Origin of the sequence: Micromonospora sp. WMMA1363, from assembly GCF_030345795.1 — a bacterium.
Lineage (GTDB): Bacteria > Actinomycetota > Actinomycetes > Mycobacteriales > Micromonosporaceae > Micromonospora.
Window position 1 is genome coordinate 649,492 of record NZ_JAUALB010000001.1, and the last position, 22,686, is coordinate 672,177.

At 70.7% G+C, this 22,686-nt stretch carries 19 protein-coding genes and 2 pseudogenes; 10 read left to right on the forward strand and 11 right to left on the reverse strand.

Annotated elements, in window-relative coordinates; genetic code table 11:
• Positions 1–9: 9 nt before the first annotated feature.
• A pseudogene (locus QTQ03_RS03060) lies at positions 10–453 on the forward strand (transposase); the annotation flags it as partial.
• 42 nt (positions 454–495) lie between these two features.
• Here QTQ03_RS03060 and QTQ03_RS03065 read toward each other — a convergent pair.
• A complete protein-coding gene (locus QTQ03_RS03065) occupies positions 496–1,392 on the reverse strand; it encodes an IS3 family transposase (protein ID WP_169600148.1) in 897 nt (298 codons plus the stop codon).
• Positions 1,389–1,709 carry a transposase gene (locus tag QTQ03_RS03070; RefSeq protein WP_502889683.1) on the reverse strand — a complete coding sequence of 107 codons (321 nt, stop codon included), beginning with the start codon at positions 1,707–1,709 and terminating at the stop codon, positions 1,389–1,391. The genes QTQ03_RS03065 and QTQ03_RS03070 overlap by 4 nt, the downstream gene beginning before the upstream one ends.
• Positions 1,710–1,770: 61 nt before the next feature.
• On the opposite strand from QTQ03_RS03070, the pseudogene QTQ03_RS03075 reads away from it, so the two are divergent.
• Positions 1,771–2,604: pseudogene (locus QTQ03_RS03075) on the forward strand (transposase); the annotation flags it as partial.
• A gap of 56 nt (positions 2,605–2,660) precedes the next feature.
• Here QTQ03_RS03075 and QTQ03_RS03080 read toward each other — a convergent pair.
• Positions 2,661–4,178, reverse strand: coding sequence for an endo-1,4-beta-xylanase (locus tag QTQ03_RS03080; RefSeq protein WP_289276617.1), 1,518 nt, complete (start codon positions 4,176–4,178; stop codon positions 2,661–2,663).
• Between the two features lie 298 nt (positions 4,179–4,476).
• Between QTQ03_RS03080 and QTQ03_RS03085 the strand changes: the two genes are divergently transcribed.
• The 3 genes from QTQ03_RS03085 (at position 4,477) to QTQ03_RS03095 (ending at position 9,273) form a co-directional block, all read left to right on the forward strand.
• Entirely contained in the window at positions 4,477–5,196 is a 720-nt protein-coding gene (locus QTQ03_RS03085; protein WP_289280650.1) for an IS5 family transposase, read from the forward strand.
• A 466-nt stretch (positions 5,197–5,662) separates the two neighbouring features.
• Positions 5,663–7,459 (forward strand): ABC transporter ATP-binding protein, encoded by a 1,797-nt coding sequence (locus QTQ03_RS03090; protein WP_289276618.1) that lies wholly within the window; start codon positions 5,663–5,665, stop codon positions 7,457–7,459.
• Positions 7,456–9,273 (forward strand): ABC transporter ATP-binding protein, encoded by a 1,818-nt coding sequence (locus tag QTQ03_RS03095; RefSeq protein WP_289276619.1) that lies wholly within the window; start codon positions 7,456–7,458, stop codon positions 9,271–9,273. Before QTQ03_RS03090 ends, QTQ03_RS03095 begins: the two co-directional genes overlap by 4 nt.
• Positions 9,274–9,384: 111 nt before the next feature.
• Here QTQ03_RS03095 and QTQ03_RS03100 read toward each other — a convergent pair whose 3' ends face one another.
• Entirely contained in the window at positions 9,385–10,851 is a 1,467-nt protein-coding gene (locus QTQ03_RS03100) for an aldehyde dehydrogenase family protein (protein WP_289276620.1), read from the reverse strand.
• A 149-nt stretch (positions 10,852–11,000) separates the two neighbouring features.
• Between QTQ03_RS03100 and QTQ03_RS03105 the strand changes: the two genes are divergently transcribed.
• Positions 11,001–11,348 carry a VOC family protein gene (locus QTQ03_RS03105; protein WP_289276621.1) on the forward strand — a complete coding sequence of 116 codons (348 nt, stop codon included), beginning with the start codon at positions 11,001–11,003 and terminating at the stop codon, positions 11,346–11,348.
• Positions 11,349–11,426: 78 nt separating this feature from the next.
• Here the strand turns inward: QTQ03_RS03105 and QTQ03_RS03110 are convergent, their stop codons facing one another.
• Entirely contained in the window at positions 11,427–12,236 is an 810-nt protein-coding gene (locus QTQ03_RS03110; RefSeq protein WP_289276622.1) for an SDR family oxidoreductase, read from the reverse strand.
• A gap of 78 nt (positions 12,237–12,314) precedes the next feature.
• Between QTQ03_RS03110 and QTQ03_RS03115 the strand changes: the two genes are divergently transcribed.
• Positions 12,315–12,764, forward strand: a complete 450-nt coding sequence (locus QTQ03_RS03115) for a MaoC family dehydratase (protein ID WP_289276623.1) — start codon at positions 12,315–12,317, stop codon at positions 12,762–12,764.
• Positions 12,765–12,816: 52 nt separating this feature from the next.
• Here QTQ03_RS03115 and QTQ03_RS03120 read toward each other — a convergent pair whose 3' ends face one another.
• Entirely contained in the window at positions 12,817–14,016 is a 1,200-nt protein-coding gene (locus QTQ03_RS03120; protein WP_353890560.1) for an acyl-CoA dehydrogenase family protein, read from the reverse strand.
• Positions 14,017–14,084: 68 nt separating this feature from the next.
• Here QTQ03_RS03120 and QTQ03_RS03125 point away from each other — a divergent pair, with 68 nt between their 5' ends.
• Positions 14,085–15,173, forward strand: a complete 1,089-nt coding sequence (locus QTQ03_RS03125; RefSeq protein ID WP_289276625.1) for a class I SAM-dependent methyltransferase — start codon at positions 14,085–14,087, stop codon at positions 15,171–15,173.
• A 176-nt stretch (positions 15,174–15,349) separates the two neighbouring features.
• On the opposite strand, the gene QTQ03_RS03130 is transcribed toward QTQ03_RS03125, so the two are convergent.
• The 4 genes from QTQ03_RS03130 to QTQ03_RS03145 all read right to left on the reverse strand — a co-directional run bounded on the left by QTQ03_RS03130 (position 15,350) and on the right by QTQ03_RS03145 (position 18,984).
• On the reverse strand, positions 15,350–15,649 hold the full coding sequence (locus tag QTQ03_RS03130) for an acyl carrier protein (protein ID WP_289276626.1): 300 nt from the start codon (positions 15,647–15,649) through the stop codon (positions 15,350–15,352).
• Positions 15,650–15,700: 51 nt separating this feature from the next.
• Positions 15,701–16,354 (reverse strand): NADPH-dependent FMN reductase, encoded by a 654-nt coding sequence (locus tag QTQ03_RS03135; protein WP_289276627.1) that lies wholly within the window; start codon positions 16,352–16,354, stop codon positions 15,701–15,703.
• Complete coding sequence (locus QTQ03_RS03140; protein ID WP_289276628.1) at positions 16,351–17,454, reverse strand: LLM class flavin-dependent oxidoreductase; 1,104 nt, start codon at positions 17,452–17,454, stop codon at positions 16,351–16,353. The genes QTQ03_RS03135 and QTQ03_RS03140 overlap by 4 nt, the downstream gene beginning before the upstream one ends.
• A gap of 219 nt (positions 17,455–17,673) precedes the next feature.
• Positions 17,674–18,984, reverse strand: coding sequence for a condensation domain-containing protein (locus QTQ03_RS03145; protein ID WP_289276629.1), 1,311 nt, complete (start codon positions 18,982–18,984; stop codon positions 17,674–17,676).
• Positions 18,985–19,044: 60 nt separating this feature from the next.
• On the opposite strand from QTQ03_RS03145, the gene QTQ03_RS03150 reads away from it, so the two are divergent.
• Both QTQ03_RS03150 and QTQ03_RS03155 read left to right on the forward strand, forming a co-directional pair.
• Positions 19,045–20,010, forward strand: a complete 966-nt coding sequence (locus QTQ03_RS03150) for a ferritin-like domain-containing protein (protein WP_289276630.1) — start codon at positions 19,045–19,047, stop codon at positions 20,008–20,010.
• A gap of 1 nt (position 20,011) precedes the next feature.
• Positions 20,012–21,031, forward strand: coding sequence for a methyltransferase (locus tag QTQ03_RS03155; RefSeq protein WP_289276631.1), 1,020 nt, complete (start codon positions 20,012–20,014; stop codon positions 21,029–21,031).
• Positions 21,032–21,080: 49 nt separating this feature from the next.
• Here QTQ03_RS03155 and QTQ03_RS03160 read toward each other — a convergent pair whose 3' ends face one another.
• Positions 21,081–22,283: a cytochrome P450 gene (locus tag QTQ03_RS03160; protein ID WP_289276632.1), complete on the reverse strand. Its 1,203-nt coding sequence runs from the start codon at positions 22,281–22,283 to the stop codon at positions 21,081–21,083.
• Between the last annotated feature and the right edge of the window lie 403 nt (positions 22,284–22,686).

The window sequence follows — 22,686 nt, forward strand, 5'->3', positions numbered from 1 at the left end:
GACACGTTCCGCCACACCTTCCGTGAACAGGTTCCCGGGGTGCTGGAGCGATACCAGCGCCGCACAGCCCGTTTGAACAGGCAGGTCAAAGCCGTCGTCAAGGAGTTAGCGGGCCGGGCAGGGTCGCGTCTGCTGGCGATACTCGCCATGGGCCTGTCCCGTCACACGGCCCTACGCGCCCTGCTGTGCATCCCGCTGCCCAATGAGCGGACGCCTCGGGTGATCGGCGTTGACGATTTCGCTCTACGCCGGCGGCACCGCTACGCCACCGTGGTGATCGACGCCGAGACCCATGAGCGGATCGACGTGCTACCCGACCGCACCGCCGACACCCTCGAAGCGTGATTACGCGCACATCCCGGCGTCGAGGTCGTATGCCGCGACGGCTCGGCGACCTACGCCGAGGCCATTCGCCGCGCCCTGCCCGACGCGGTGCAGGTCGCAGACCGGTGGTGGGGTTGACCCGGTTTGACGGACAGGGTCGGTAAGTTGATCTCACGCTACCTTGCTCGTTGGCCTGCGGGAATAGGCCGTCGCCTCATACTCGGCCGGGCTCATGTAGTCCAGGGTGGAATGGCGGCGGCGGGTGTTGTACCACCCCTCGATCCACTCGAAGATCGCCGCACGGGCGGCGGCCCGGGTCGGCCACGCCCTCCGGTCGAGCAGTTCGGTCTTGATCGTGGCGAAGAACGACTCCGCGACGGCGTTGTCCCAGCACTGACCCCGCCCACCAACCGACAACCGCACCCCGTTGCGGTCGGCCAGCCGGGCGTACTGCGCACTCGTGTACTGGCAACCCCGGTCGCTGTGGAAGATCACCGGCCCGGTCGGGCGTCGGACGGCGATCGCGTTGGACAACGCCTGAGCGGGCAGATCGGTCCGTAGGTGGTCGGCGGTCGCCCAGCCCACAACCCGGCGTGAGGCGATGTCGATGACGGTGGCGAGGTACAGCCAGCCCTCCCACGTGTGGATGTAGGTGATGTCGCCGCACCAGCGGGTGTCGACCCGGCCGGCGGCGACGTCGAAGTCCCGGCGGATCAGGTCCGCCGACAACGCCGCCCCCGGGTCGGGCACGGTCGTGGTGCGCCACCGCTTCGGCGTGCGGCCGCACAACCCGGCGCCCCGCATCAGCCGGGCGACCCGCTTGCCGGAGTGCCGCCGCCCCTGGGCGGCGAGTTCGGCGCGGACCCGGGGTGCGCCGTAGGTGCCGGCCGAGTCGGCGTGGATCTGCGCGATGCGGGCGGCGAGGTCTGCGTCGTCGCGTTCCCGCCGCGACGGCCCGGCACGGTGCTGGTAGTAGGCGGACCGGGAGACCTCCAGCAGCTCACAGGAACGCTTCACGTTCCCGTCGGGCCGCGCCTTCTCCGCCTCGATGAACGGGTACACGTTCACCGGGTCTCCCTCACGAAGAAAGCCGTGGCCCGTTTCAGGATGTCGACGTCCTCGCGGAGCCGGCGGTTCTCCCGCCGCAGCCGCGCCAGCTCGTCGCGCTCGTCGCTGGTCAACCCGTCGCTGCGGGTGCCGGCGTCGATGTCGGCCTGCCTGACCCACTCACGGACCGCGGTCTCGGTCAGGTCGAAGTCCCTCACGACCTGCGCCACCGATCGGTCACCCCGCCGGCACACCTCGACGATCTCCGCCTTGAACTCCGGCGTGAACGCTCTGCGCGGCCGGCGTGGCTTCTTGCCCATGCCTTCCATGATGAACATCCTCCCGAGGAGCACACAGCCCCTCTGAGCTGGGATGTCCGTCAAACCGGGTCAGGCCCACTGGCACCTGTGGCACAACCTCTGTGAAGCCGCCCTCAGCGAGGTGAAGGCGCACAGTACCTGCTGGGCCCCCGTCCTGGACGCACCCATCTACGACGGCCCCCGCGCGCAGACGACCCAGCAACGCTGGCACCAGGTCCATGACCTGCTCGACCAAGGCGTGGGCCTGCTGGAGTGCGCCCGCCGTCTGCAGTTGACCCTGAACACCGTCAAGCGCTACGCGCGAGCCGACCGGCCCGAGCGGATGCTCCGCGTCCCCAAATACCGTGCCAGCCTCGTCGACCCCTACCGCCAACACCTACGCAAACGTCGAGCCGAGGACCCCAGCGTCGGCGTCAAGCACCTCTTCGACGAGATCAAGACCCTCGGCTTCACCGGCTGCCTCAACCTCCTGCACAAGTACATCAACCAAGGCCGCGCGGACGCCGACCACAGCCACATCTCCCCACGCCGCCTCGCCCGGATGATCCTCACCAGACCCGACAACCTCAAACCCGAGCGCCAAGATCTACTGGCACGGCTCACCGCAGCCTGCCCAGAGATGACCCAACTCGCCGCCGCTGTCGGACGCTTCGCCGAGCTCCTGACGCCTCAACCCGCAAACACCGACCGGCTCTCGCACTGGATCCTGCAGGTTCGCACGGTCGATCTACCTCATCTGCACGCCTTCACCCGAGGCCTGGAACGCGACCGCGACGCCGTGAACGCCGCGCTCACGCTCCCCTACAGCAACGGCCCCACCGAAGGCGTCAACACCAAGACCAAACGAATCGCACGTCAAATGCACGGACGAGCAGGCTTCACCCTGCTCCGCCACCGCATCCTCCTCGGATAACAGCACCCACCGTCACCACCGAAAGTGAGACAGGGCCGTTATTTGTACAGTCCCTCTCAGGGGTGGCCGGGGGCGGCGGTCAGGCGCCAGACCTGCTTGCTCGGCGCGGCCGGGTCGGTCTGGCACGGCCACTGTTCGATCCTGGCGAAGTCGGCGGTGCTGTCGTCCTGCACCCGCAGGCATTTGCCGCTGTGGGTGGCGGCGAGCTTGTAGTCCTGGTCCGAGCCGACGACCTTGTACAGTTCGAACTTCTGCTGGGCCAGCCCGGCACAAGGGCTCTGCAAGACGGCGGCACCATTGCCGGTGCTGCCGTTCGCGACGGTGACGCACAGCGCGTTCTGGGCGTTGGTGATCGTGTAGGTCTTCGTCCCGACGCGGTTGTATACGAAACGCTGCGCCCCGGTCGAGTTGCAGCCGTACTGCTGCAGCTGCACCCCGCCGGTGGCGGTGCTGTTCGGGACGTCGAGGCAGCGGCCGGACTGCACTGCGACCGCGGTGCCGGTGAAGTCGCGCGCGGCGAGGCCGTCATGCACACTCGTGTAGGCCGGTTTGGGCTGAAGGCTCTCGTCGAGCAGATCTGCCGCACCCCAGCCCGGGACGGCGCCCGGCACCCAGGAGTGCGCGTCCGTGAACCCCCACACCGTGAGCGAGACGCAGCGGGCCACTGCGAGGCAGGCATCGATCGCCCGGCGGTACACCGTCGCCTGTGTCGTCAGCTTCGTGTCGTCCGCGGGTAGCGGCATGCGCACGTCCAGCTCGGTCACGGCGACGTCGATGCCCAGGCCGGCGAAGCGCGCCAGCGTGGCCTTGAGCTGCGAGAGGGCACTGTTGGTCGTCACGTGCGTCTGGAAACCGACCCCATCGACGGGCACACCCTGCGCGCGCAGGTCCCGGACCAGCGCGTACAGGGCGTCGCTCTTGGGGTTGGTCCACTCGGCGTTGAAGTCGTTGATGTAGAGCTTCGCGGCGGGGTCAGCGGCGCGCGCCCAGCGAAACGCGTCGGCGATGTAGCCGCTGCCGAGCCGGTCGAGCCAGATGCTCGGCCGCAGCGTGCCGTCCTCGTTGAACGCCTCGTTGACCACGTCCCAGGCACCGACCCGGCCGGCGTAGCGGGTCGTCATGTCTTCGATGTGTTGCTTGAGGATGGCGCGCAGCTGCTCGTCGGTGAAGCTGCCGCTGGTGAGCCATTCGGGGAGCGCACTGTGCCAGACCAGCGGGTGACCCCGCACCATCTGGCCGCTCTGCTCGGCGAAGTCCACGATCGCGTCGGCATCGTCCCACGCATACTGCCCCGGCACGGGCTCCACCTGGGACCACTTCATGGCATTCTCCGGGGTCACCCCGTTGAACTCGTACCGCAACTTGTCGCGGTACCCCTTCTCCTGTCGCAGCGGCACGGCATTGACCGCCGAGCCGATCCGCAGGCCGCGGGCGGCGGCGAGCGTGCGCAAGGTCGACTCGGCGGCGACGGCGTCCGGCGCGCCGACGACCAGCCAGCCGGCAGTGCCCCATCCGGCAACCAGAACGAGTGCTCCGACCAGGGCGTTCCTTGCCCACCGCCGTCGCGACGTCACCGCCTTCAGCCGACCGCGTCGCATAGCATCCCCCCAGGTCCTGTCGGTTCACGGTCACGTGCCAGCGCCTCGCACCCGGGAAGTTAGCATGCTCGTCGCGGCAACCACTGCGGTGGACCGGGCCACCATGTCCGCGGCAGCGTGATCACCCAGCACGCCAGCCGGGAGTCCACGCGTACGGGCGCCGTAGTCGGGCCCGCCCCAGGCCGGCCGATGACCGCCTTTGGTCTGGAGTCCAGGCTGTGCCGCGCGGCGTCGGCGGGCCGTCCTCGCCCCGTACGTCCCGGCCGGCACGGACGTGGCCGGCCGATCATCTATCCCCGCCGCGACATCGTGGACGCGATCCGCTACCTCGGCCGCACCGGCTGCCAGTGGGACGCGCACCGGCCGACTTCCCGCACCACAAGCTGGTCTACCACTACTTCAAGACCTGGACTGCCGACGGACACTGCACCGCATGCACAACAGTCTGCGAGAACAGGTCCGCGTCCAGGTCGAGGACCGCGGCCGGCAGCCGACGGCCGCCCTGGTCGACTCCCAGTCGGTACGCGGCGCGGAGACCGTCGGGCGGGTCAGCCGCGGCTACGACGCGGGGAAGAGGGTCAACGGCCGTAAACGGCACATCGCCGTGGACACCTGCGGCCTGCTCCTCGCGGTCCTGATCACCGGCGCCAACGTGCAGGACCGCGACGGCGCCCGCCCCCTGCTCCGGGCGCTACACGCCTGCTTCCCCGGCATCCGCCTCGTCTGGGCCGACACCGGCTACACCGGCACACTTGTCGACTGGGCCGCCACACGCCTTGCCCTGACCGTACGGATCGTCGCCAAACTCGCCGGACAGACCACATTCGTCGTGCTGCACCGCCGCTGGTGCGTCGAGCGCACCTTCTCCTGGATCAACCGCTGCCGCCGCACCGTCCGCGACGACGAACGACTACCCGCCCACCACGCCGCGATGGTCCAATGGGCCATGATCATCGTCATGACCCGCCGCCTCGCCCGCCACCAACACACCTGAAACCCCTATTTACCAGGCTCTTACACTCGCGGGCTGGGTGCGTCGGTCCACACCACGCTGATGGGTGGTGGTGCGACGGCGCGTACCGCGAGCCGGGCGAAGAGCTGGCGCTGGTCGTGCGGTTCAACGGTACGCACGAGTGTGTGAGCATTCGGTCTTCTGGAGCGTCAATCCGTGGCTTGCCCCGCGGCGGGAACGGGCCGGACTCCGTCACGGGCGAGGGGGACGTATGGCGAGAAGCTCGTACGGTACTCGCCGACGACTCGCCTGGGCCCGACGAGACCGGAGTGACCCAACATCCTACTTCCGGCAGGGAAAAGAGCCATGCGACATCCCACAGAAACGATTTGACTGCTCCCCGGCGCTTCGATAAAAGCTATCATTCCGCATGCTGGGTGCAGGCGGGCTGAGGCCGTCCACCGTCCGGCGGGGTCGTACGGCAGGCGCGGCGGAGACGAGGTGACCGATGGCCGCCGAGAAGGTGACCGACAACGAGCAAGGTGGGCGGAGGCTGCTCCGGCACCTGATCCGTCAGGAACGCCGTCGGCTCTGGGCGGCGGTGCTGCTCGCCGTCGCGGCGGTGGCCTGTCAGCTCGTGCCCTACCTGATGGCCTACCGGGTCGCGGTCGAACTGGTCACCGAGGCGGACCCGGATGGTGGTGCCCTGACACGTTACGCGCTCGTCGCGTTGGTCGCCATCGCCGGGGGCACCGCGCTGATGGGCGGAGCGTTGGCGATCAGCCACCTTTGCGCCTACTGGCTGCTCTACCGGCTACGCCGGCGCATCGCCGACCGGCTCGCCGTGCTGCCGCTCGGCGAGGTGAACCGCCGGGGGAGCGGTGCGATCGGCAAGCTGGCGATGGAGGACGTGGAGCGGGTCGAGGTCTTCGTCGCGCACATGTTCCCCGACGCGGTCGCCAGCCTGAGCGTGGTCGCGGCCACCACCGTGTGGCTCTTCGCCATCGACTGGCGTCTGGCACTGGCCGCCGTCGCGGTCGTTCCACTGGCGATGCTCGGCATGCGGCACGCCACCCGGGGCTCCGGAACCTGGGTCGCGCAGTGGCACGGCGCGGGCATGGCCATGAACCAGGCCATCACCGAGTTCCTGCACGGCATCAAGGCCGTCAAGGTGTTCAACCGGCAGTCCGACACGGTGGCCCGGGCCACGGGCGCGGTGCGCCGGTACGTCGATGCGGAAACCCGCTGGGGCACTGCATTCCTGCCGGGAGGCGCGGCGTACTTCACGGTGATGGCGGCGAACGTGGTCGTCGTTGTCCCGGTAGGGCTCTGGCTCTACCGGGACGGTGCGGTCGACCTGCCCACCCTGCTGCTCTTCCTGTTGCTGTCGCTCGGCTACACGGCGCCACTGACCAAACTGACCGGTTACAGCTCCCAACTCCGTCAGGTGCGCTTCGGCGTCGACGAGATCGCCGCGCTGCTGGACGCCCCGGCGTTGCCGGACACCAGCCGGCGGGTGCCGCTTGGCCCGGCCTCGGTCGAGCTGACCGGCGTGACGTTCGGCTACCGGCCGGACCGGACGGTGCTCGACGGGGTGACGCTGCGCGCCGAGGCGGGCAGGGTCACCGCGATCGTCGGTCCGAGCGGCTCGGGCAAGACGACCGTAGCGCGGCTGGTCGCCCGGTTCTTCGACGTCAGTGCCGGTTCGGTCACGGTGGGCGGCGTCGACGTTCGAGAGATGGCGCTCGACCAGCTCATGGACACTGTCGCGGTGGTCTTCCAGGATCCGTTTCTGTTCCACGACACCATTCGGGCCAACCTGACGCTGGGCCAGCCCGATGTGGACGACGAGTCGGTGCACCGCGCGGCCCGCGCCGCCCGCTGCCACGACTTCGTCCTCGCCCTGCCACAGGGCTACGACACCATCGTCGGTGAGCGGGGCGCGACCCTCTCCGGTGGTGAACGGCAGCGCATCTCCATCGCCCGGGCCCTGCTCAAGGACGCACCGGTGGTGGTGCTGGACGAGGCGACCGCGTCCACCGACCCGGAGAACGAGGTGTCGATCCAGCAGGCGGTGGCCAGTCTCGCCGCCGGGCGTACCCTGCTGGTCATCGCTCACCGACTGACCACTGTCCGGAACGCCGACCGGATCGTGGTGATGACCGACGGGCGGGTGGTCGAGAGCGGACGCCACGAGGACCTGCTGCGCGCCGGCGGCACGTACGCCGGGCTGTGGGAGGACGCGACCACCGGCGCCCGGTGGAGCCTGGGCGCCACCGACACGCGGAGCGGAGCGAGCCGATGACGACCGTGACCTCGACCGCTCCTGTCGGGGCGCCGTCCACCCGGCCGGTGGCCGGGCGGACCGTCGCCCTGATTCGGCGACTGTGGGTGCTCTCCGACCCACGGCTGCGTCGCCAGCAGCTCTGGGGGATCGCCGCCCGGATGGCGGCGGCGGTCTGCACCGCCGTGCCGGTGTGGCTGCTGGTGGTGGTTCTGCAGCGGCTGCGTGAGACGAACCTGGGCGGGCCCGCGATCAGCCAGCGGGAGGTCCTCTGGTGGACCGTCGGCATCGTCGCCGCGTTGCTTGGTCAGTTCGGGTTCGACCTGGTCGCCCAGCGGCAGAGCTGGGTCGCCTCCTTCGAACTGCTCGGCGAGTTGCGGCTGCGGGCGTTGCAGCACCTGCGGCGCCTGCCGCTCGGATACCACACCAGCCGGCAGAGCGGTGACCTCACCGCGCTCGTCACGCATCATCTCAGCGAACTGGAGCCGGTGGTGTTCGGCGCGATCCCCACCATCATCGGCGCGGCGCTGCTGCCGGTCGTGATCGCCGTGGGCCTGCTGCTGGTGGACTGGCAGATGGGGCTGGCCGCGCTGGGCACCGTTCCGCTGGCGATGCTGGTATACGCGTGGTCGCAACGCACCTTCGCGCGGCTCGCCGCCGAGCGCGCCCGGGCCAGTGGCCAGGCCGCGGCGCGCTTCCAGGAGTACGTCTCCGGCATCGCCGTCGCCCGCTCACACGGCGCCACCGGCGACCGGGCGGACCGCCTGGCCCGCGCCCTGCTCCGACACCGCGACGCCAGCATCGGTCTGGTCAGCCGCCTGGTGGTTCCGCTGGTGCTTTTTCTGACGGTGATCGAGCTGGGCCTGCCGGTGGTTCTGCTGGTCGGCGCGTTCCTCCTGATCGGTGGTGACCTGGCGCCGGCCACCTTCCTCGTCTTCGCGGTGCTGTCGCTGCGGGTCCATGGTCCGCTACGGGCCATGGGCGAGCAGACGGAGAGCCTGCGGGTCGGTGAGGCGGCCCTCGACCGGCTCGGCACGCTGCTCGCCGAGCCCCTGCCCGCCGAGGTCCGGTCGGGCCCGCGGCCGCAGGGTCACGATGTGGCCTTCGAGACGGTGACCTACACCTACCCAGGTGCCGCGCGGCCGGCGCTGCGGGGTGTCACGTTCACCGCGCCGGCCGGTACGGTGACCGCGCTGGTCGGCAGCAGCGGCGCGGGCAAGAGCACCTGTCTGCACCTGCTGGCCCGGTTCTTCGCACCCGACTCCGGCACCGTGCGGGTGGGCGGCGTGGACATCCTCGAGCTGGACGACCGGAGCCTGTTCGACGCGGTGACGGTGGTGTTCCAGGACAGCTACCTGTTCAGCGAGTCGGTCTGGGACAACATCCGCTTCGGCCGGCCGGACGCCACCGACGAGGAGGTGCGGCGGGCCGCCACGCGGGCCAGGGTGGACGAGATCGTGGCCCGACTGCCCGAGGGCGGCGACACCGTGGTCGGGGAGGGGGGCGCCACCCTCTCCGGCGGCGAGCGACAGCGTGTGTCGCTGGCCCGCGCGATTCTCAAGGACGCTCCGATCGTGCTGCTCGACGAGCCGACGGCGGCGATGGACGCCACCAACGAGCGGCATGTGCAGCAGGCGCTGTCCGACCTGATCCGGGAGCGGACGGTGCTGGTCGTCGCGCACCGGCTGGGTACCGTCCGGCACGCTGACCGGATCGTGGTGCTCGACGAGGGGGCGGTGGTCGAGACCGGCCGACACGACGAACTGCTGGCCCACCAGGGCCGCTACGCGCGGATGTGGGCCGAGCAGGAGACCGCCCGGTCGTGGCGGCTGTGAACCCGCCGGCGCGTCCCGCGTCCCAGCGGCGCCCGGTGCGTGTGGGCCGCCGCGCCAACCTGGCCGTTCCTCCGGGTAGGGGTGGACCGCCCGATCGGTGCGGCGGGTCGTTCAGCCGGCGATCCACACGTTTTTCGGACGGAGGAACTCTCGCACACCGGCCTCGCCTCCGATGCGACCCCAGCCGCTCTGCCGGACGCCGCCGAAGGGCGCCGACGGTAGCACCCCGGGGATGCCGTTGACCCAGACGCTACCGGCGGCGACGGCCCGGCTCACCCGGTGTGCCGTCCGCAGGTCGGTGGTGTGTAGGTACGCCCCGAGCCCGTAGCGGGTGCCGTTGGCCAGCCGGACGGCCTCCTCCTCGGTGTCGAAGGGGGTGAAAGCCAGCACCGGCCCGAAGATCTCCTCCTGGGAGAGTTCGCTGGCCGGGTCCACGTCGGCGAAGACCGTCGGTCCGATGAAGTAGCCGGCGGCGAGGTCACCCCCGAGCCGCTCGCCGCCGGACAGCAGGCGACCGTGCCGGGCCCCGTGGGCCCGTTCCACGACCCGGAGGATGCGTTGGCAGGCGCTCTCGCTCACCACCGGGCCCATCATGGTGCGCTCCTGCGCCGGGTCGCCGACCGGGACCCGGGCCAGCCGGGCGGTCACCGTGCGCAGCACCTCGTCGTAGACCGAGGAATGGACGAGCACGCGGGTGCCGTTGGCGCAGCCCTGCCCGCTCAGCGCCACCACACCGCTCATCGCCAGTCGGGCCGCCATCCGGATGTCGGCGTCACCGAAGACGATGTGTGCGGACTTGCCGCCGAGTTCCAGGCCGACCGGGACGAGGTGTTCGGCCGCGGCGGCGAGTATCTTGCGGGCGGTGCTCCCGCCGCCGGTGAAGTGCACTTTCTCGATGTCGGGGTGCCGGACGAGCGCCGTGCCACCGGCCGCCGCGCCGGGTACGACGTTCACCACACCGGGTGGGAATCCGGCTTCGAGCGCCAGTTCCCCGATCCGCAGCGCGGTGAACGGTGCGAGCTCCGACGGCTTGAGCACGACGACGTTGCCGGCGGCGAGGACGGGCGCGAGCATCTGGGCCACGGAAACCAGCGGGCCGTTCCACGGGATGATCAATGCCACCACACCGTACGGCTCGTCGAGGGTGTAGTCGACGGCCCGCACCGGCCAGGTCGGCACCACCTGTCCGCCGATCTTGTCTGCCCAGCCGGCGTTGTAGCGCAGGTGTTCGGTCGCGATACTGGGCATGGCCGAGGCGAACTGCCGGGGGCAGCCGTTCTCCAGGATCTGCAACCCGACCAGGTCCGCCGCGTCCCGCTCGACCAGGTCGGCCAGGCGCAGCAGGAGGTTCCGTCGGACGTTGCCCCGGGTCGCAGCCCAGCCAGCCAGGGCAGCCTGGGCGGTGCGGACCGCCGTGTCCATCTCGGCGGCACCGCCCAGCGGCACTTCGGCGGTGGGGCGGCCGTCGCCGGCGTATACGTGCTGGTGTACACCCCCGGTGGGGTCGGTCGACCGCGTCTCCCCGATGAGGAGGCCGGTGTCCGGGATCAGGTTGGTCGGGGCGGCGGTGACGGGCACGGCGGGACCTCTTCGGCTCGGTGCGCCAGCGACTGGCGTCAGGTCAGCTGAGCATGTCGGGTTGGATCCTAGTGTAGTTTGTTGTGTTAGCGAGCCCGCCCGGTCGGGTGGTGACGATTCGCCGGATCGATGACTGGAGGAGGTCGGTCGTGGCAGGACATCTGTCGTACTTCGAGTTCGGAACGCCGGACGTGGCGGTGGCCAGCGCGTTCTTCACCGAGTTGTTCGGTTGGAAGGTGCAGGCGCAGGAGCACGGTGGTTCGATCGACACCGGAAACGCCGTGCCCGGTGGCATGCACCGCGACCCTGGCCCGCCGCAGCACTACCTCTACTTCGCCGTGGACGACATCGAGGCCGCCGTGAAGCGGGTGGTGGAGCTGGGCGGCGAGGTGGAGCCGATGCGTCCGCCGACGGAACAGTGGGGTGCCTTCGTCGAGTGTCGGGACAACCAGGGTCTTCCCTTCGGGCTGCACGTCCCACCGAAGTCCAGGGCCTGAACCGCGCGCAGGCCGCGCCCGGAAACCGCCGGGCGTGGCCTGCGCCGTGCCGGTGCTCTCCGGGGCGCCCGGCCTGGGTCACTGCTCGTCGGTGAGGAACCGGCCCGGCACGTAGCCGGTTCGTGCGGTGGAGAGACCACCGTCGACCGTGACCACCGAGCCGGTGACGTAGGAGCCGGCACGGCTGCACAGGTAGATGACCGCGCCGACGATGTCCTCCGGCCGGCCGATGCGCTGCAACGGCGTGACCGCGGCGATCTCCTCGCCGATGGCCTCGAGCACGCCAGCCATCATCCGGGAGGGAAAGCTGCCAGGTGCGATCACGTTCGCGGTCACCGTGGGAGCGAAATCGTGGGCCAGCATCCGGGTGATGTGGTGGATGGCCGCTTTCGCCGCGGCGGCGGAGTAGGTCGGCATCTCGGGCACCCGCTGGGCGTCGGCGCTGCCGATGTTGACGATCCGGGCCGGGTCGTCGGTGGTGCCGGCCGCACGCAACAGCGGCGCCAGCTCGCGTACCAGGATCAACGGCGCCTTCAGGCTGATGTCCAGCACGCTGTCCCACGCGGCGGCGGGGAACTGGTCGACCGGGGCGGTCCACGCGGTGCCGGCGTTGTTCACCAGGATGTGCAACCGCTGTTCGCGCTCGGCGATCTCGCGGGCCAGCCGGGCGCACTCCTGCTCCTCGGCCAGGTCCGCCGGGATCGCCACGCACTCACCACCGACGGCGGAGAGCTCCTGGGCGACGTCCTCGCAGTCGGATTTGGTTCGGGCGGTGAGGTAGACCCGGACCCCGGCCGCGGCGAAACCCCGCGCGATCATTTTCCCGATCCCCTGGGTGCCGCCCGTGACGAGGGCGGTCTTACCCGCTACCGAGAACAGCTCACTCATGACAACCTCCACAGACGAGATACTTCACTACGGTACGATGCCGGCCACACCGCTGCCTACCCCGCCCCGGAGGACGCCGTGACGCGTTTCGGATCCCTGGACGAGCTACGGTCCGCAACGCCCGGACGGCTCGGCATCAGCTCCTGGCGCCGGGTCGACCAGGAGCTGATCACCGCCTTCGCCGACCTGACCGGCGACCGGCAATGGATCCATGTCGACCCCGTCCGGGCCGCGACCGGACCGTTCGGCGCACCGATCGCGCATGGCTTCCTGGTGCTGTCGCTGGTGCCGGTCATGCTCGGCGAGGTGCTGCGGGTCACCGGCCTCCGGACGGCGGTCAACTACGGCCTGGACCGGGTGCGCTTCCCCGCGCCGGTGACCGCCGGGTCCGCGGTCCGCGGCGCCGTCGACCTGCTGGCGACCGCCGAGGTGCGCGACGCGCTCCAGGTGCGTTGTCGGGTCACCGTCGAGTCGGCCGGCAGCGGGAAACCCTGCTGCGTCGCCGAGAGTCTGTTCCGCTTCGCCTGACCGCCGTGGGGCAGCCCGCGACCGAGGCTCCGCACCGGGTGACCAGATCGGATCAGAGCGGGCCGGAGCCGGTCTCCGCACCGACGGCCAGTGCGCCGAGCGTGGCGTACGAGTCACGGCCGGCCACGAAGTGCTGGGTAGCCGTGTGCATGTCGCGCAGCCGTCGTTGCAGCGGCGAGGTCTCGTAGACGGCGGTGCCGCCGGCCAGTTGGTGTGCGGTGTCGACCACCTGACCGGCCAGGCTGGTCACCTGGGCAGCGGTGGCTCGTAGGCGGGCCCGGCGGAGCGCTGTCGAGGTTCCCGCCGACGCCTGCGCCTCGGCCGCCTCCGCGTACAGCAGGGCCCGGGCCGCGCGCTGCACAGTCTGTGCCTCACCGAGCCGGTCCTGGAAGACCGGTGCGGAGGCGAGGCGCCGGGCGCTCAGCGCCGGCCGCTTGCCGTCGGTCGCCAACTGGACCAGATCCGTCAGCGCGCCGTCGGCCAACCCGACGGCGATCGCACCGATGATCAGGCTCGACTCGGCGATCCGATGTACCGCGTCACCGCCCTGCTCGCCCTCCGTGACGACTGCGCGGTGCGCGGGGACCCGCGCATCCTCGACGGCCACGTCGTGGCTGGCGGTCCCACGTAGACCCAGCACCCGCCAGGTGTCCACGATCCGGCTGTCCCGCGCGGGCACGTACAGGATGCGGGTGGCCGGTACGCCGTCCGGCCCGACCGGTACGCTCCGCCCGGCGACCACCACGCAGCTCAGGTAGAACCAGGACGCCCGCGGGCAACCGGTGACGAACGGCCACTGGCCGGTGACCCGCCACCCGTCGTCGGTCTGGCGGGCCCGTCCCTTCGGCGCCACCGCCCCGGCGACCAGCGTGTCGGGGCCGTCGGCGAACACGTCCTCCACCGCCTCGGCCGGTCCGCAGCGGACGATCAGGTGCGACAGCGCCACCTGGCCGACGGTCCAGGCGGTAGCGGCGTCGGCCCGGGCCAGTTCCTCCAGCACGGCCAACACGTCCGGCAGGTCCAACTGGTCACCGCCGTAGCTGGCCGGTGCGAACATCCGGAAGCACCCGGCGTCGCGGAGGTCGTCGACGAGGTCGTCCGGCAACCCGCGTTGCAGCTCGATCTCCTCTGCCCGCTTCGTCACTCGGGTCGCCAGCTCGCGTACCCGTGCCAGCGTTGGGTTCACGTCCTTCTCCTCAGTGTGGTGTGTCGGGTGTGCGGACCGTATCTCCCGGTGGCCGGTGCTGTCCATGTCGACTCCGACGGGTTAGCGTGTGACGAGACAACACACCCCATACGCGTCTCGCCCGGAGGATGCCGATGACCACCCCCACCGACACCCAGGCCCGGGTCTTCGCAGTCCGGATGTGGACCTCCCTGCTGGCCACCCAGGAACTGCTGTCGATGTACCTCGGGGTCCGTCTGGGGCTCTACGACGACCTGGCGACCAAGGGTCCCGGCACGGTGGGGGAGATCGCCGTGCGGACCGGGGTCGACCCGCGGTACGCCCGCGAGTGGCTGGAGCAGCAGGCGGTGGCGGGCGTGCTCACGGTCGACGACCCGACCCGCCCGGCCGAGCAGCGGGTGTTCACCCTGCCCGCCGCGCACGCCGAGGTGCTGACCGTGACGGACAACCCGGTGTCGATGGCGGCCTTGGCCGTGCTGCCGTTGGGCGGGGTCGCGGCGGCGCTGCCGGCACTGCTGGCGGCGTACCGCAGCGGTGCCGGCGTACCGGACGCGGTCTACGGCGTCGACTGGCGCCAGGGGCACGCCGGTGCCAACCGGGCGATGTTCACCCATCAGCTGGCGGGCTGGCTGCGTCGTTTCGCCCCGGACGTCCACACCCGGCTCACCACCGGGCCGGCGCGGGTGGCGGATGTCGCGTGTGGTGCCGGGTGGGCCGGGATCGGCCTGGCCCGTTCCTTCCCGTCGATCACCGTCGACGGCTTCGACATCGACGCCGAAGTGATCGCGGACGCCCGCGGGCACGCCGCCGAAGCCGGGTTGACCGACCGGGTCTCCTTCGTCGCCCGCGACGCGGCGGCCCCGGATCTCGCCGGCCGCTACGACCTGGTCTGCCTCTTCGACGCCCTGCACGAGATCGCCCGGCCGGTCGAGGTGCTGGGCGCCTGCCGGCGGCTGTGCGTGGAGGGCGGCACCGTGCTGGTGCTCGACGCCCGAGTGGCGGAGCGGTTCACTGCCCCGGCCGATGAAGTCGAACGCTTTCAGTACGCGACCAGCGTGCTGCACTGCCTGCCGGCCTGCCTGAGTCAGCAGCCCTCCGCTGGTACCGGCACCGCGCTGCGTCCCGACCAGATGCAGCGACTGGCGGCCGAGGCTGGCTTCGCCGCCGTCACCCAGTTGCCGATCGACGACCGGTTCCACCGGCTCTACCGCCTGATCGGCTGACGGGACCGCCTGATCGGCTGACGGGCGACCGCCGCCGTCAACCGGTCCCCGGTGTGCACCGACCGCTACCGGCGGCCGTCGGATCGGGTCGACGGCCGCCGGTAGCGGTCGCCTCGACGGTTCACCATGGGGCCGGCCACCGTGGCGGCGGCCGGCCCCCCATGACGGGTGGGGAGTCAGGCCCCCGCCTCACGCTCCCGGATCCGGCGCAGAACGTGCTCCTGGACCGCGTGCAGGGTGGTGATCGACCGGGCGGTCTTCTCGTCGATCGGATCCAGGTCGAACTCGTCTTCCAGCGCGAAGGCCAGCTCCATCAGGGCCAGCGAGTGGAAGCCGAGGTCCTGGACCAAAGCCGTCTCCGCGCCGCGGAGACCATCGGGGCTGGGTGCCAGGTCGAGCACGATGGCCTCGACCTGGGTGCGGATCTGCTCATCGGACATCGTCGGCCCTGCGAGCGTCGGGGTCTGCTCACTCATGGTCGCTTGTTCCTTCCGGATCGCCTGGCTGAGCGGGGCTTGAAACACGGGTCAAGGGACAGGTACGGGTTCGGCGAGGTGGGGCGGAAACGGTGCCGGGGGCCGGCAGCCGCGCAGCACGGCGGCGAGTACCGGCACCGCGGCCTCGGTCCAGCCGGCGACCGCGGGGTCGAGATCACCGAACTCCTCCTCGAGCACCGCCAGGCCTCGTACTGGCACCACGGCCCCCAGTTCGACCAGGAGAGGTCGAAGCTGAGCATCCGGGACGAAGCGGTGTTGTGCCCACCCAGCCGTCATGACCGGCACCGCGACCGTGCCCGGCCGCAGCCCCTCGCGGGGGAGCATGTCGAGGAAGAGTTTCAGCAGGCCGGTGTAGGAGCCCTTGAAGGTCGGGCTGACCACCACCAGCAGGCCGGGTCTACGGACCCGGGCCAGCACCTGTTCCAGTGGTGCGTGCCCGGCGGCACCGGCGATCAGTCGGGACGGCAGGTCCGGTCCCAGTTCCGCCAGGTCCACCAGGTGTGGGTCGGCGAGGTGGACGCCGAAGTCGGCGAGCCCAGTGCGCAGGGCACCGGTGAGGTGCCGCGCCACGGTGAGGGTGCGGGACTCCCGTCGGGGGTTGCCGACCAGCACGGTCGTCGGGACGGTCAGTGAATCGGTCGGTGGGGCGGCCCGTCGGGATGCGGGTTGCCGCAGATCGGTCACCGGTCTCCTTCCGGTTCGGCCAGCAGCCCGCGGCGCCGCAGGATCGGCAGGACACCCTCACCGAAGGTGTACGCCTCCTCCAGGTGCGGCTGGCCGGAGAGGATCAGGTGATCCAGACCTGACGAGTGGTACTCCTCGATACGGTCGGCCACCTCGGTGTGGCTGCCGACCAGGGCCAACCCGGCTCCCGGCCGGACCAGGCCGTAGCCGGCCCAGACGTTCGGGTGTACCTCCAGGTCGTCGGTGTGTCCCCGGTGCAGAGCGGCCATCCGGCGTTGCCCCTCGGATTCGGTCTTCCGGAATCGCTGCTGCGCGGCGGCGATGGTGTCCGGGTGCATCCGGTCCACCAGGCGCCGGGCCACCTGCCACGCCTCGTCGGCAGTGTCCCGGCTGATCACGTGGAACCGGGATCCGTAGGACAGTTCGCGGCCCTGCGCGTCGGCCCGGTCACGAACCTGCTTGACCAGCGCCCCCAACGGCTCCGGTGGTTCGCCCCAGGCGAGGTAGACGTCGGCGTGGCGGGCGGCCACCTCGTGCGCGGCGGGCGAGGAGCCACCGAGGAACACCGTCGGCCTGACCGGGTGTCCCCGAGTGAGTCGGCCGGCGCGGATCCGGTAGTGGACCCCGTCGAAGTCGTACGGGTCACCCGTCCAGGCCCGGGACAGGACGTCGAGGAACTCGTCGGCGCGGGCGTAGCGCTGGTCGTGGTCGAGCCAGTCGCCGTAGCGCAACTGCTCGTCCCGGTCGCCGCCGGCCACGATGTTGAGCAGCAGCCGGCCACCCGAGAGTCGTTGCAGGGTTGCGGCCATCTGCGCGGCGACCGTCGGCGCCAGGAAACCGGGACGGACGGCGACCATGAACCTGAGTCGGTGGGTGTGGCGGGCCAGCGCTGCCGAGGCCAGCCAGGGATCTTCGCAGAACAGCCCGGTCGGGACGAGGACGCTGTCGAAGCCGAGTCGGTCGGCGGCGCCGGCGACCTGGCCGAGGTAGTCGATTTCCGGTGCGCGTCGGACGGCCTGCGCCGGGGCACCGTCCGGGGTCTTCGCCACCTCACGTCCGTCCCCGTGGGACGGGAGAAACCAGTGCAGGTGAAGTGGCATGTGGACCTTCCTGTCACAGCATCGACCGGGTGAGCGGTGCCGCGCGGTACGGCCCGAGGACTCGTCCGCCTCCTGCGCGTATACCAGGTAGGACTGGTCGAAGCCTCTCAGCAGCGGTATGCGGTGTCAAGAGTGTGTGACGTTAGTGCTGTGTGGTTTATAGCGTGTTCGCCGCATCACCTGCGGACCGGCGGGTGACGGTTCGGGCCAGCCGCCGGATCAGACCGGCCGGGTGGCGCCCAGCGGGGCGGTGGGCGCGGCGGTCAGGGTTGTGGCCAGGTCGGAGTACCCGGAGAGGAACCTGTGCGCCTGGGCCGGGGAGTACGCGGCGGTGGGGTGGTAGAAGACGACCCGCAGGTCCGCCGGGCCCACCGGGGCGATGGCCAACTCGAACCGGAACCGGCTGCCCAAGCCCCGGGGCACCAGCAGTTCGAAGCCGACACCGGCCGCGATGGTGCGGTGCTGAGCCTCGGCCATCACGTTGAACAGCACGTCGTCGGCGCGACGCCCACCGGTGCCCACCGCGCCCGCCGGCAGCATCTGGTAGGGCAGGTCCTGGTAGGTGAAGGCGCCGATGGCCGCGGAATGCGCCTGCCCGACGAGGTCGGCGAAGGTGGCTGCCTGTCCGACCCGGGCCCGCAGCAGCACCATGTTGGCCAGCAGACCTACGGTCTCCCGCAGTTCGGGGCGGGACCGGTTGGCGAACATCGAGGCCACCGCGAGGTCGTCCTGGCCGGTGACCCGGTGCAGGTGGTGGTAGAAGACCGCCAGCAGCACCGCGAAGAGCGTGGTACGACGGCTCCGGGCGAGAGCTCGCAGCCGGGCGACGGTCTCGCGGTCGAGGTCGATCGCCACGTCCGCGGTGGTCGGCCGGTCGTCGCCGGCCGGCCGGTCGTCCGCCGCGGCGGGCAGCGCCGGTAGCTGGCTGCCGGCGAGCTGTCGGCGCCAGTAGTCCCGGTGTCGGTGTAGCCCGTCGCCGTCGAGGAGTTCCTGCTGCCACTCGACGAACCGGGTGTACGGCCAGCCTGTTCCGGGCAGCGGCGAACTCGCACCGGTCGCCTGGGTGTACAGCGCGCCGAGGTCGCGGAAGAGAATCCCGGTGGACCAGGCGTCGGTCACCAGGTGGTGCAGATTCAGGCAGAGCATGTGGGTACGGGGCCCGAGCCGCCACAGCGTCGCCCGGGCCGGCCACTTGGTCGGGTCGATCGCGGTGCGCAGCTCGGCGCGCAGCGCCTCGGCGACAGCACTGTCCGGGTCAGGCCGGTCGGACAGGTCGATCCGCCGGGTCGCCACCTGGGCCGGCGGGTGAACGATCTGGGCCAGCCGGGCTCCGCGACCGGTGAAGGTGGTCCGCAGCGCTTCGTGCCGGGCGGTGAGCCGGGTCAACGCGGCGTCGAGGGCGTCAGCGTCCAGGTCACCGGTCAGCCGGCACAGCAGCGGACAGCTCAACGCGCCGAAGTCGGCACGGTAGTGTTTGATCATCCAGAGCAGACGCTGGGACACCGATGCTGGTGTCTGTCGTGTGTTCACGAAAGCGACGATAGCGTCATTGGATTGGCATCGGTCGGCCCGATCGGTACGTTGTGTCGTATGAGCCTTGTTGTGCCGGCCCGGGTCGACACCACACTCACCTGGGACTACGAAGCCACGGATCCTCGACTGATGGCCCTCTACGAGCGGGCCAAGTCGGCCCAGTGGAAGGTGTCCGACGTCGACTGGACGGTGGACGTGCCGTTCGGTGAGCCGCTGCCCGACGACTCCGCGTTCGCGATGGCCGCGTTCGCCGACTCTCCGCTGGCGTCGCGCGGTCGTGACGCCTGGGATGCCTTCCGCTGGGAGTTCCAGTCGTGGATGGTCAGCCAGTTCCTGCACGGCGAGCAGGCCGCCATGGTGGTCGCCGCTCGCCTGGTGGAGGCGGTACCCGACCTGGACAGCAAGTTCTACGCGGCCACCCAGGCCGTCGACGAGGCTCGTCACGTGGAGGTCTTCTCGCGGTATCTGCGAGAGAAGATCCCCGAGCCGTACAAGGTATCGCCGCCGTTGCGGGAGTTGCTCACCGACATTCTCTCGGACTCGCGGTGGGACGTGACCGCACTCGGGATGCAGATCATGGTCGAGGCGATCGCGATGGCCTCGTTCCGACTGTCCAACAGCAGCTTCCACGATCCGCTGATCAAGGACCTGACGCACCTCGTCGCGCGGGACGAGGCCCGGCACGTCACCTTCGGGGTACTCTCGCTCAGCGGCCTCTACAGCCAGTTGACCACGGCGGAGCGGGCCGAACGGGAGGAACTGGTCCTCGACGCGGCCTCGCTGATCCGCCAGCGCTTTCTGCTCGGCGACATCTGGCAACGGCTGGAGGTCGACCGGGCCCAGGGAGTCTCGTTCGCCGCGTCGCACGATCTCATGATCATGTATCGGCAGGCGGTGTTCTCGCGCGTCGCGGCCGCGCTCGGCCAGATCGGACTGATGACCCACCGGGTCCGCGTGGGCCTGGACAAGCTGGGGCTGCTGCAGTTCGCCGGTGAGCGGCTGCGCGTACGAGAGGGGCGTTGAGATGGCTGGACGGCGGCAGCTCGACCTGGGCGCCGTGGTCCGCCTCGGCGAACTCGGTGACCAGATCACCCCGTTCGCCCTGCGGGCCGCCTGTGACCTCCGCATCGCCGACCTGCTCGCGGACGGTCCGCGCACGGTGACCGACCTCGCCGAGGCTGCCAAGGCCCATCCGGGCGCCCTGCTGCGGCTGCTGCGGGCACTGGCGGCCCGGGGAGTCTTCACCGAGGTGGGCGACGCGGAGTTCGCCCTCACTCCGTTGGCCGAGCCGCTCCGTGGGGATCACCCGATGTCACTGCGGGACAGCTTCACGGTGCTCGACTCCGACGTACGCTCCTGGGCCGAGATAGGACACACCCTGCGGACCGGCAGGCCGGCCTTTGACCGGGTACACGGCCGGGGTTACTGGGACCACCTGGCCGCGCACCCGGAGGAGAGCGCCCGGGTCGACGACTGGATGCGCAGCGTCAACCGGCTGCACCTGCGGACGCTTCTCAGCGCCTACCCGTGGCGGCGGTTCGGCACGCTGGTCGACGTCGGCGGTGGCACCGGTGGCTTCCTGGCGGGGCTGCTGGCCCGGTTCCCGGCGGTGCGCGGCGTGCTGTTCGACCTGCCGCACGTCGTGGCGGGTGCCGCGGCGGTGCTCGCCGAAGCCGGGGTCGCCGACCGCTGCGACGTGGTGCCGGGCAGCGCCTTCGACGCGGTGCCGGCCGGCGGCGACGGGTACCTGCTCAAGACGGTGCTGCCCGGATTCGACGACGACGACGCCGTCCGGATCCTCGGCGTCGTCCGCGCCGCGATGCGGCCCGACTCCCGGCTGGTGCTGTTGGAGGCGGTGCTGCCGCCCGGAGACGCCTTCGACGTGGCGAAGCTGTTCGACGTGCACGCGATGGTGCTCACCGGCGGGGCGCACCGCAGCAGTGCGCAGACCGGCGCGCTGCTGGAGCGGGTCGGGCTACGGCTGGCCCAGGTCATCGCGACGCCCACGCTGACCGTGCTGGAGGCGCTGCCAGCCGGCAAATGAAGCCGTCGTCGGTACCGCCCCGCCGGGGGAGGTACCGACGACGGGTGGCTCACACGTCGCCGATTCGCACCGGCACCGAGGCGTACGCCCGGAAGGGGGTGTTCGGCTCCCGGACCGTGGGGCCGTCGGGCTCCAGCACCGCGAGTCGGGCCAGCCGGTCGAAGACCACCGCACCCTCCATCCGGGCCAGGAAGGCACCGAGGCACAGATGGGCGCCGCCGCCGAAGGCCACGTGCGGGTTGTCCTGCCGGCCCACGTCGAGGCGGTCGGGCCGGGCGAACCGCCGCTCGTCGTGGTTGGCTGAGCCGATCATCAGCACCAGGACCCGACCCGTGCGGATGGTCCGGCCTCCGATCTCGATCGGCTCGCGGACGTAGCGAGCGGTGCCCTGGATCGGCGCGTCCCAGCGGAGGAACTCGTCGACGGCGGTTGTCACCAGCGAGCGGTCCGCACGCAGCCGGGCGAGCTGGTCGGGGTGGGCCAGCAGAGCGGCGGTGCCGGTGGTGATCATGTGGACGGTCGTCTCGAAACCGGCGAAGAACGAGAAGACCGTGTTGTCGACGATCTCGTCGGCGCTGAGGGTGTCCCCCGACTCCTCGGCGTCCAGCAGCCGGGAGAGCAGGTCGTCGCCCCGGCGTGAGCGGCGCTGTTCCAGGAGGGCGCCGAGGTGCTCACGCAGCCAGCGGACGGCCACGTCGGCCTCGGTCCGGGCGTGTTCCGGGACGACCGCGGTGAACGCCCGGCCGAGGTTCATCGCGTGGTGGCGCACGTCGTCGGTGGACTCCGGCGGGATCCCCATCAGCCGGCAGACCACCCGTACCGGTAGCGGGTACGCCAGCTCGGGAACCAGGTCCATCCGGCCGGCCGCCAGGGCCGGTGCGAGTAGTTCGTCGACCAGGTCTTCGATGTGGGAGCGCAACCGCCGCACCACCGCGGGGCTGAACGCCCGGCTCATCAGCCGGCGTAGCCGGACGTGGTCGGGTGGGTCACGGTAGAGCATGATCCGCTGGAAGAACGCGCTCGCCGGGCCGTCGCCGACGGAGATTTCGTGATAGCCGGCCGGGAACTCGCTGCCCAGGCGGGGGTCGTGTTGCAGGCCGGTGACATCGGCGAACCGGGTTACCCCCCAACTGCCCGGTCCGAGCCGGCACAGCGGACCGGCGGCACGCAGGCGGGCGTACTCCGGGTAGGGGTCCTCGACGACGTTCGGGTCCAAGGCGTCGAACCGTGGTGCCAGGGCCGGTGCGGTCATGGTGTCTAGTGTGTGTCGTGTCTACTGTTCTCGGCAAGCCCGACGACCCGGTGACACGACACCGGCACGGACGCCGGGACGCCGGACGGGTGACGCCAGTTCCGGCACGCACGCAGGCTACCCGGCTCAGGCCCAGGTGTTGGGCAGCTCGCATCCAACCATGATCAACGGATTTCGCTTCGGCTCCGGTCCGCCGTATTGGCATTTGTCACCCCGGCCGGAAACTGTCCTTTTCGCTGCTGAACCGAATCTGCGACCGGATTCGGTAACCACGGGTCTCGGAAACGGTGACAACGAGTCTTCCGGGCGGCGATCTGTGACTTCGGGATGCCTTCTGTTTCTTCTGGTTCGGCCCAGTTTCGACGCAAGAGGGGAAGCGTCGCACGGCGATTACGCTGGTCTT

Coding starts and splice junctions, on each gene's coding strand:
- QTQ03_RS03070 (WP_502889683.1), bottom strand. CDS start 1,709: ATGTTCATCATGGAAGGCATGGGCAAGAAGCCACGCCGGCCGCGCAGA.
- QTQ03_RS03090 (WP_289276618.1), top strand. CDS start 5,663: ATGGCCGCCGAGAAGGTGACCGACAACGAGCAAGGTGGGCGGAGGCTG.
- QTQ03_RS03095 (WP_289276619.1), top strand. CDS start 7,456: ATGACGACCGTGACCTCGACCGCTCCTGTCGGGGCGCCGTCCACCCGG.
- QTQ03_RS03110 (WP_289276622.1), bottom strand. CDS start 12,236: ATGAGTGAGCTGTTCTCGGTAGCGGGTAAGACCGCCCTCGTCACGGGC.
- QTQ03_RS03120 (WP_353890560.1), bottom strand. CDS start 14,016: ATGGACAGCACCGGCCACCGGGAGATACGGTCCGCACACCCGACACAC.
- QTQ03_RS03125 (WP_289276625.1), top strand. CDS start 14,085: ATGACCACCCCCACCGACACCCAGGCCCGGGTCTTCGCAGTCCGGATG.
- QTQ03_RS03130 (WP_289276626.1), bottom strand. CDS start 15,649: ATGAGTGAGCAGACCCCGACGCTCGCAGGGCCGACGATGTCCGATGAG.
- QTQ03_RS03140 (WP_289276628.1), bottom strand. CDS start 17,454: ATGCCACTTCACCTGCACTGGTTTCTCCCGTCCCACGGGGACGGACGT.
- QTQ03_RS03150 (WP_289276630.1), top strand. CDS start 19,045: ATGAGCCTTGTTGTGCCGGCCCGGGTCGACACCACACTCACCTGGGAC.
- QTQ03_RS03155 (WP_289276631.1), top strand. CDS start 20,012: ATGGCTGGACGGCGGCAGCTCGACCTGGGCGCCGTGGTCCGCCTCGGC.
- QTQ03_RS03160 (WP_289276632.1), bottom strand. CDS start 22,283: ATGACCGCACCGGCCCTGGCACCACGGTTCGACGCCTTGGACCCGAAC.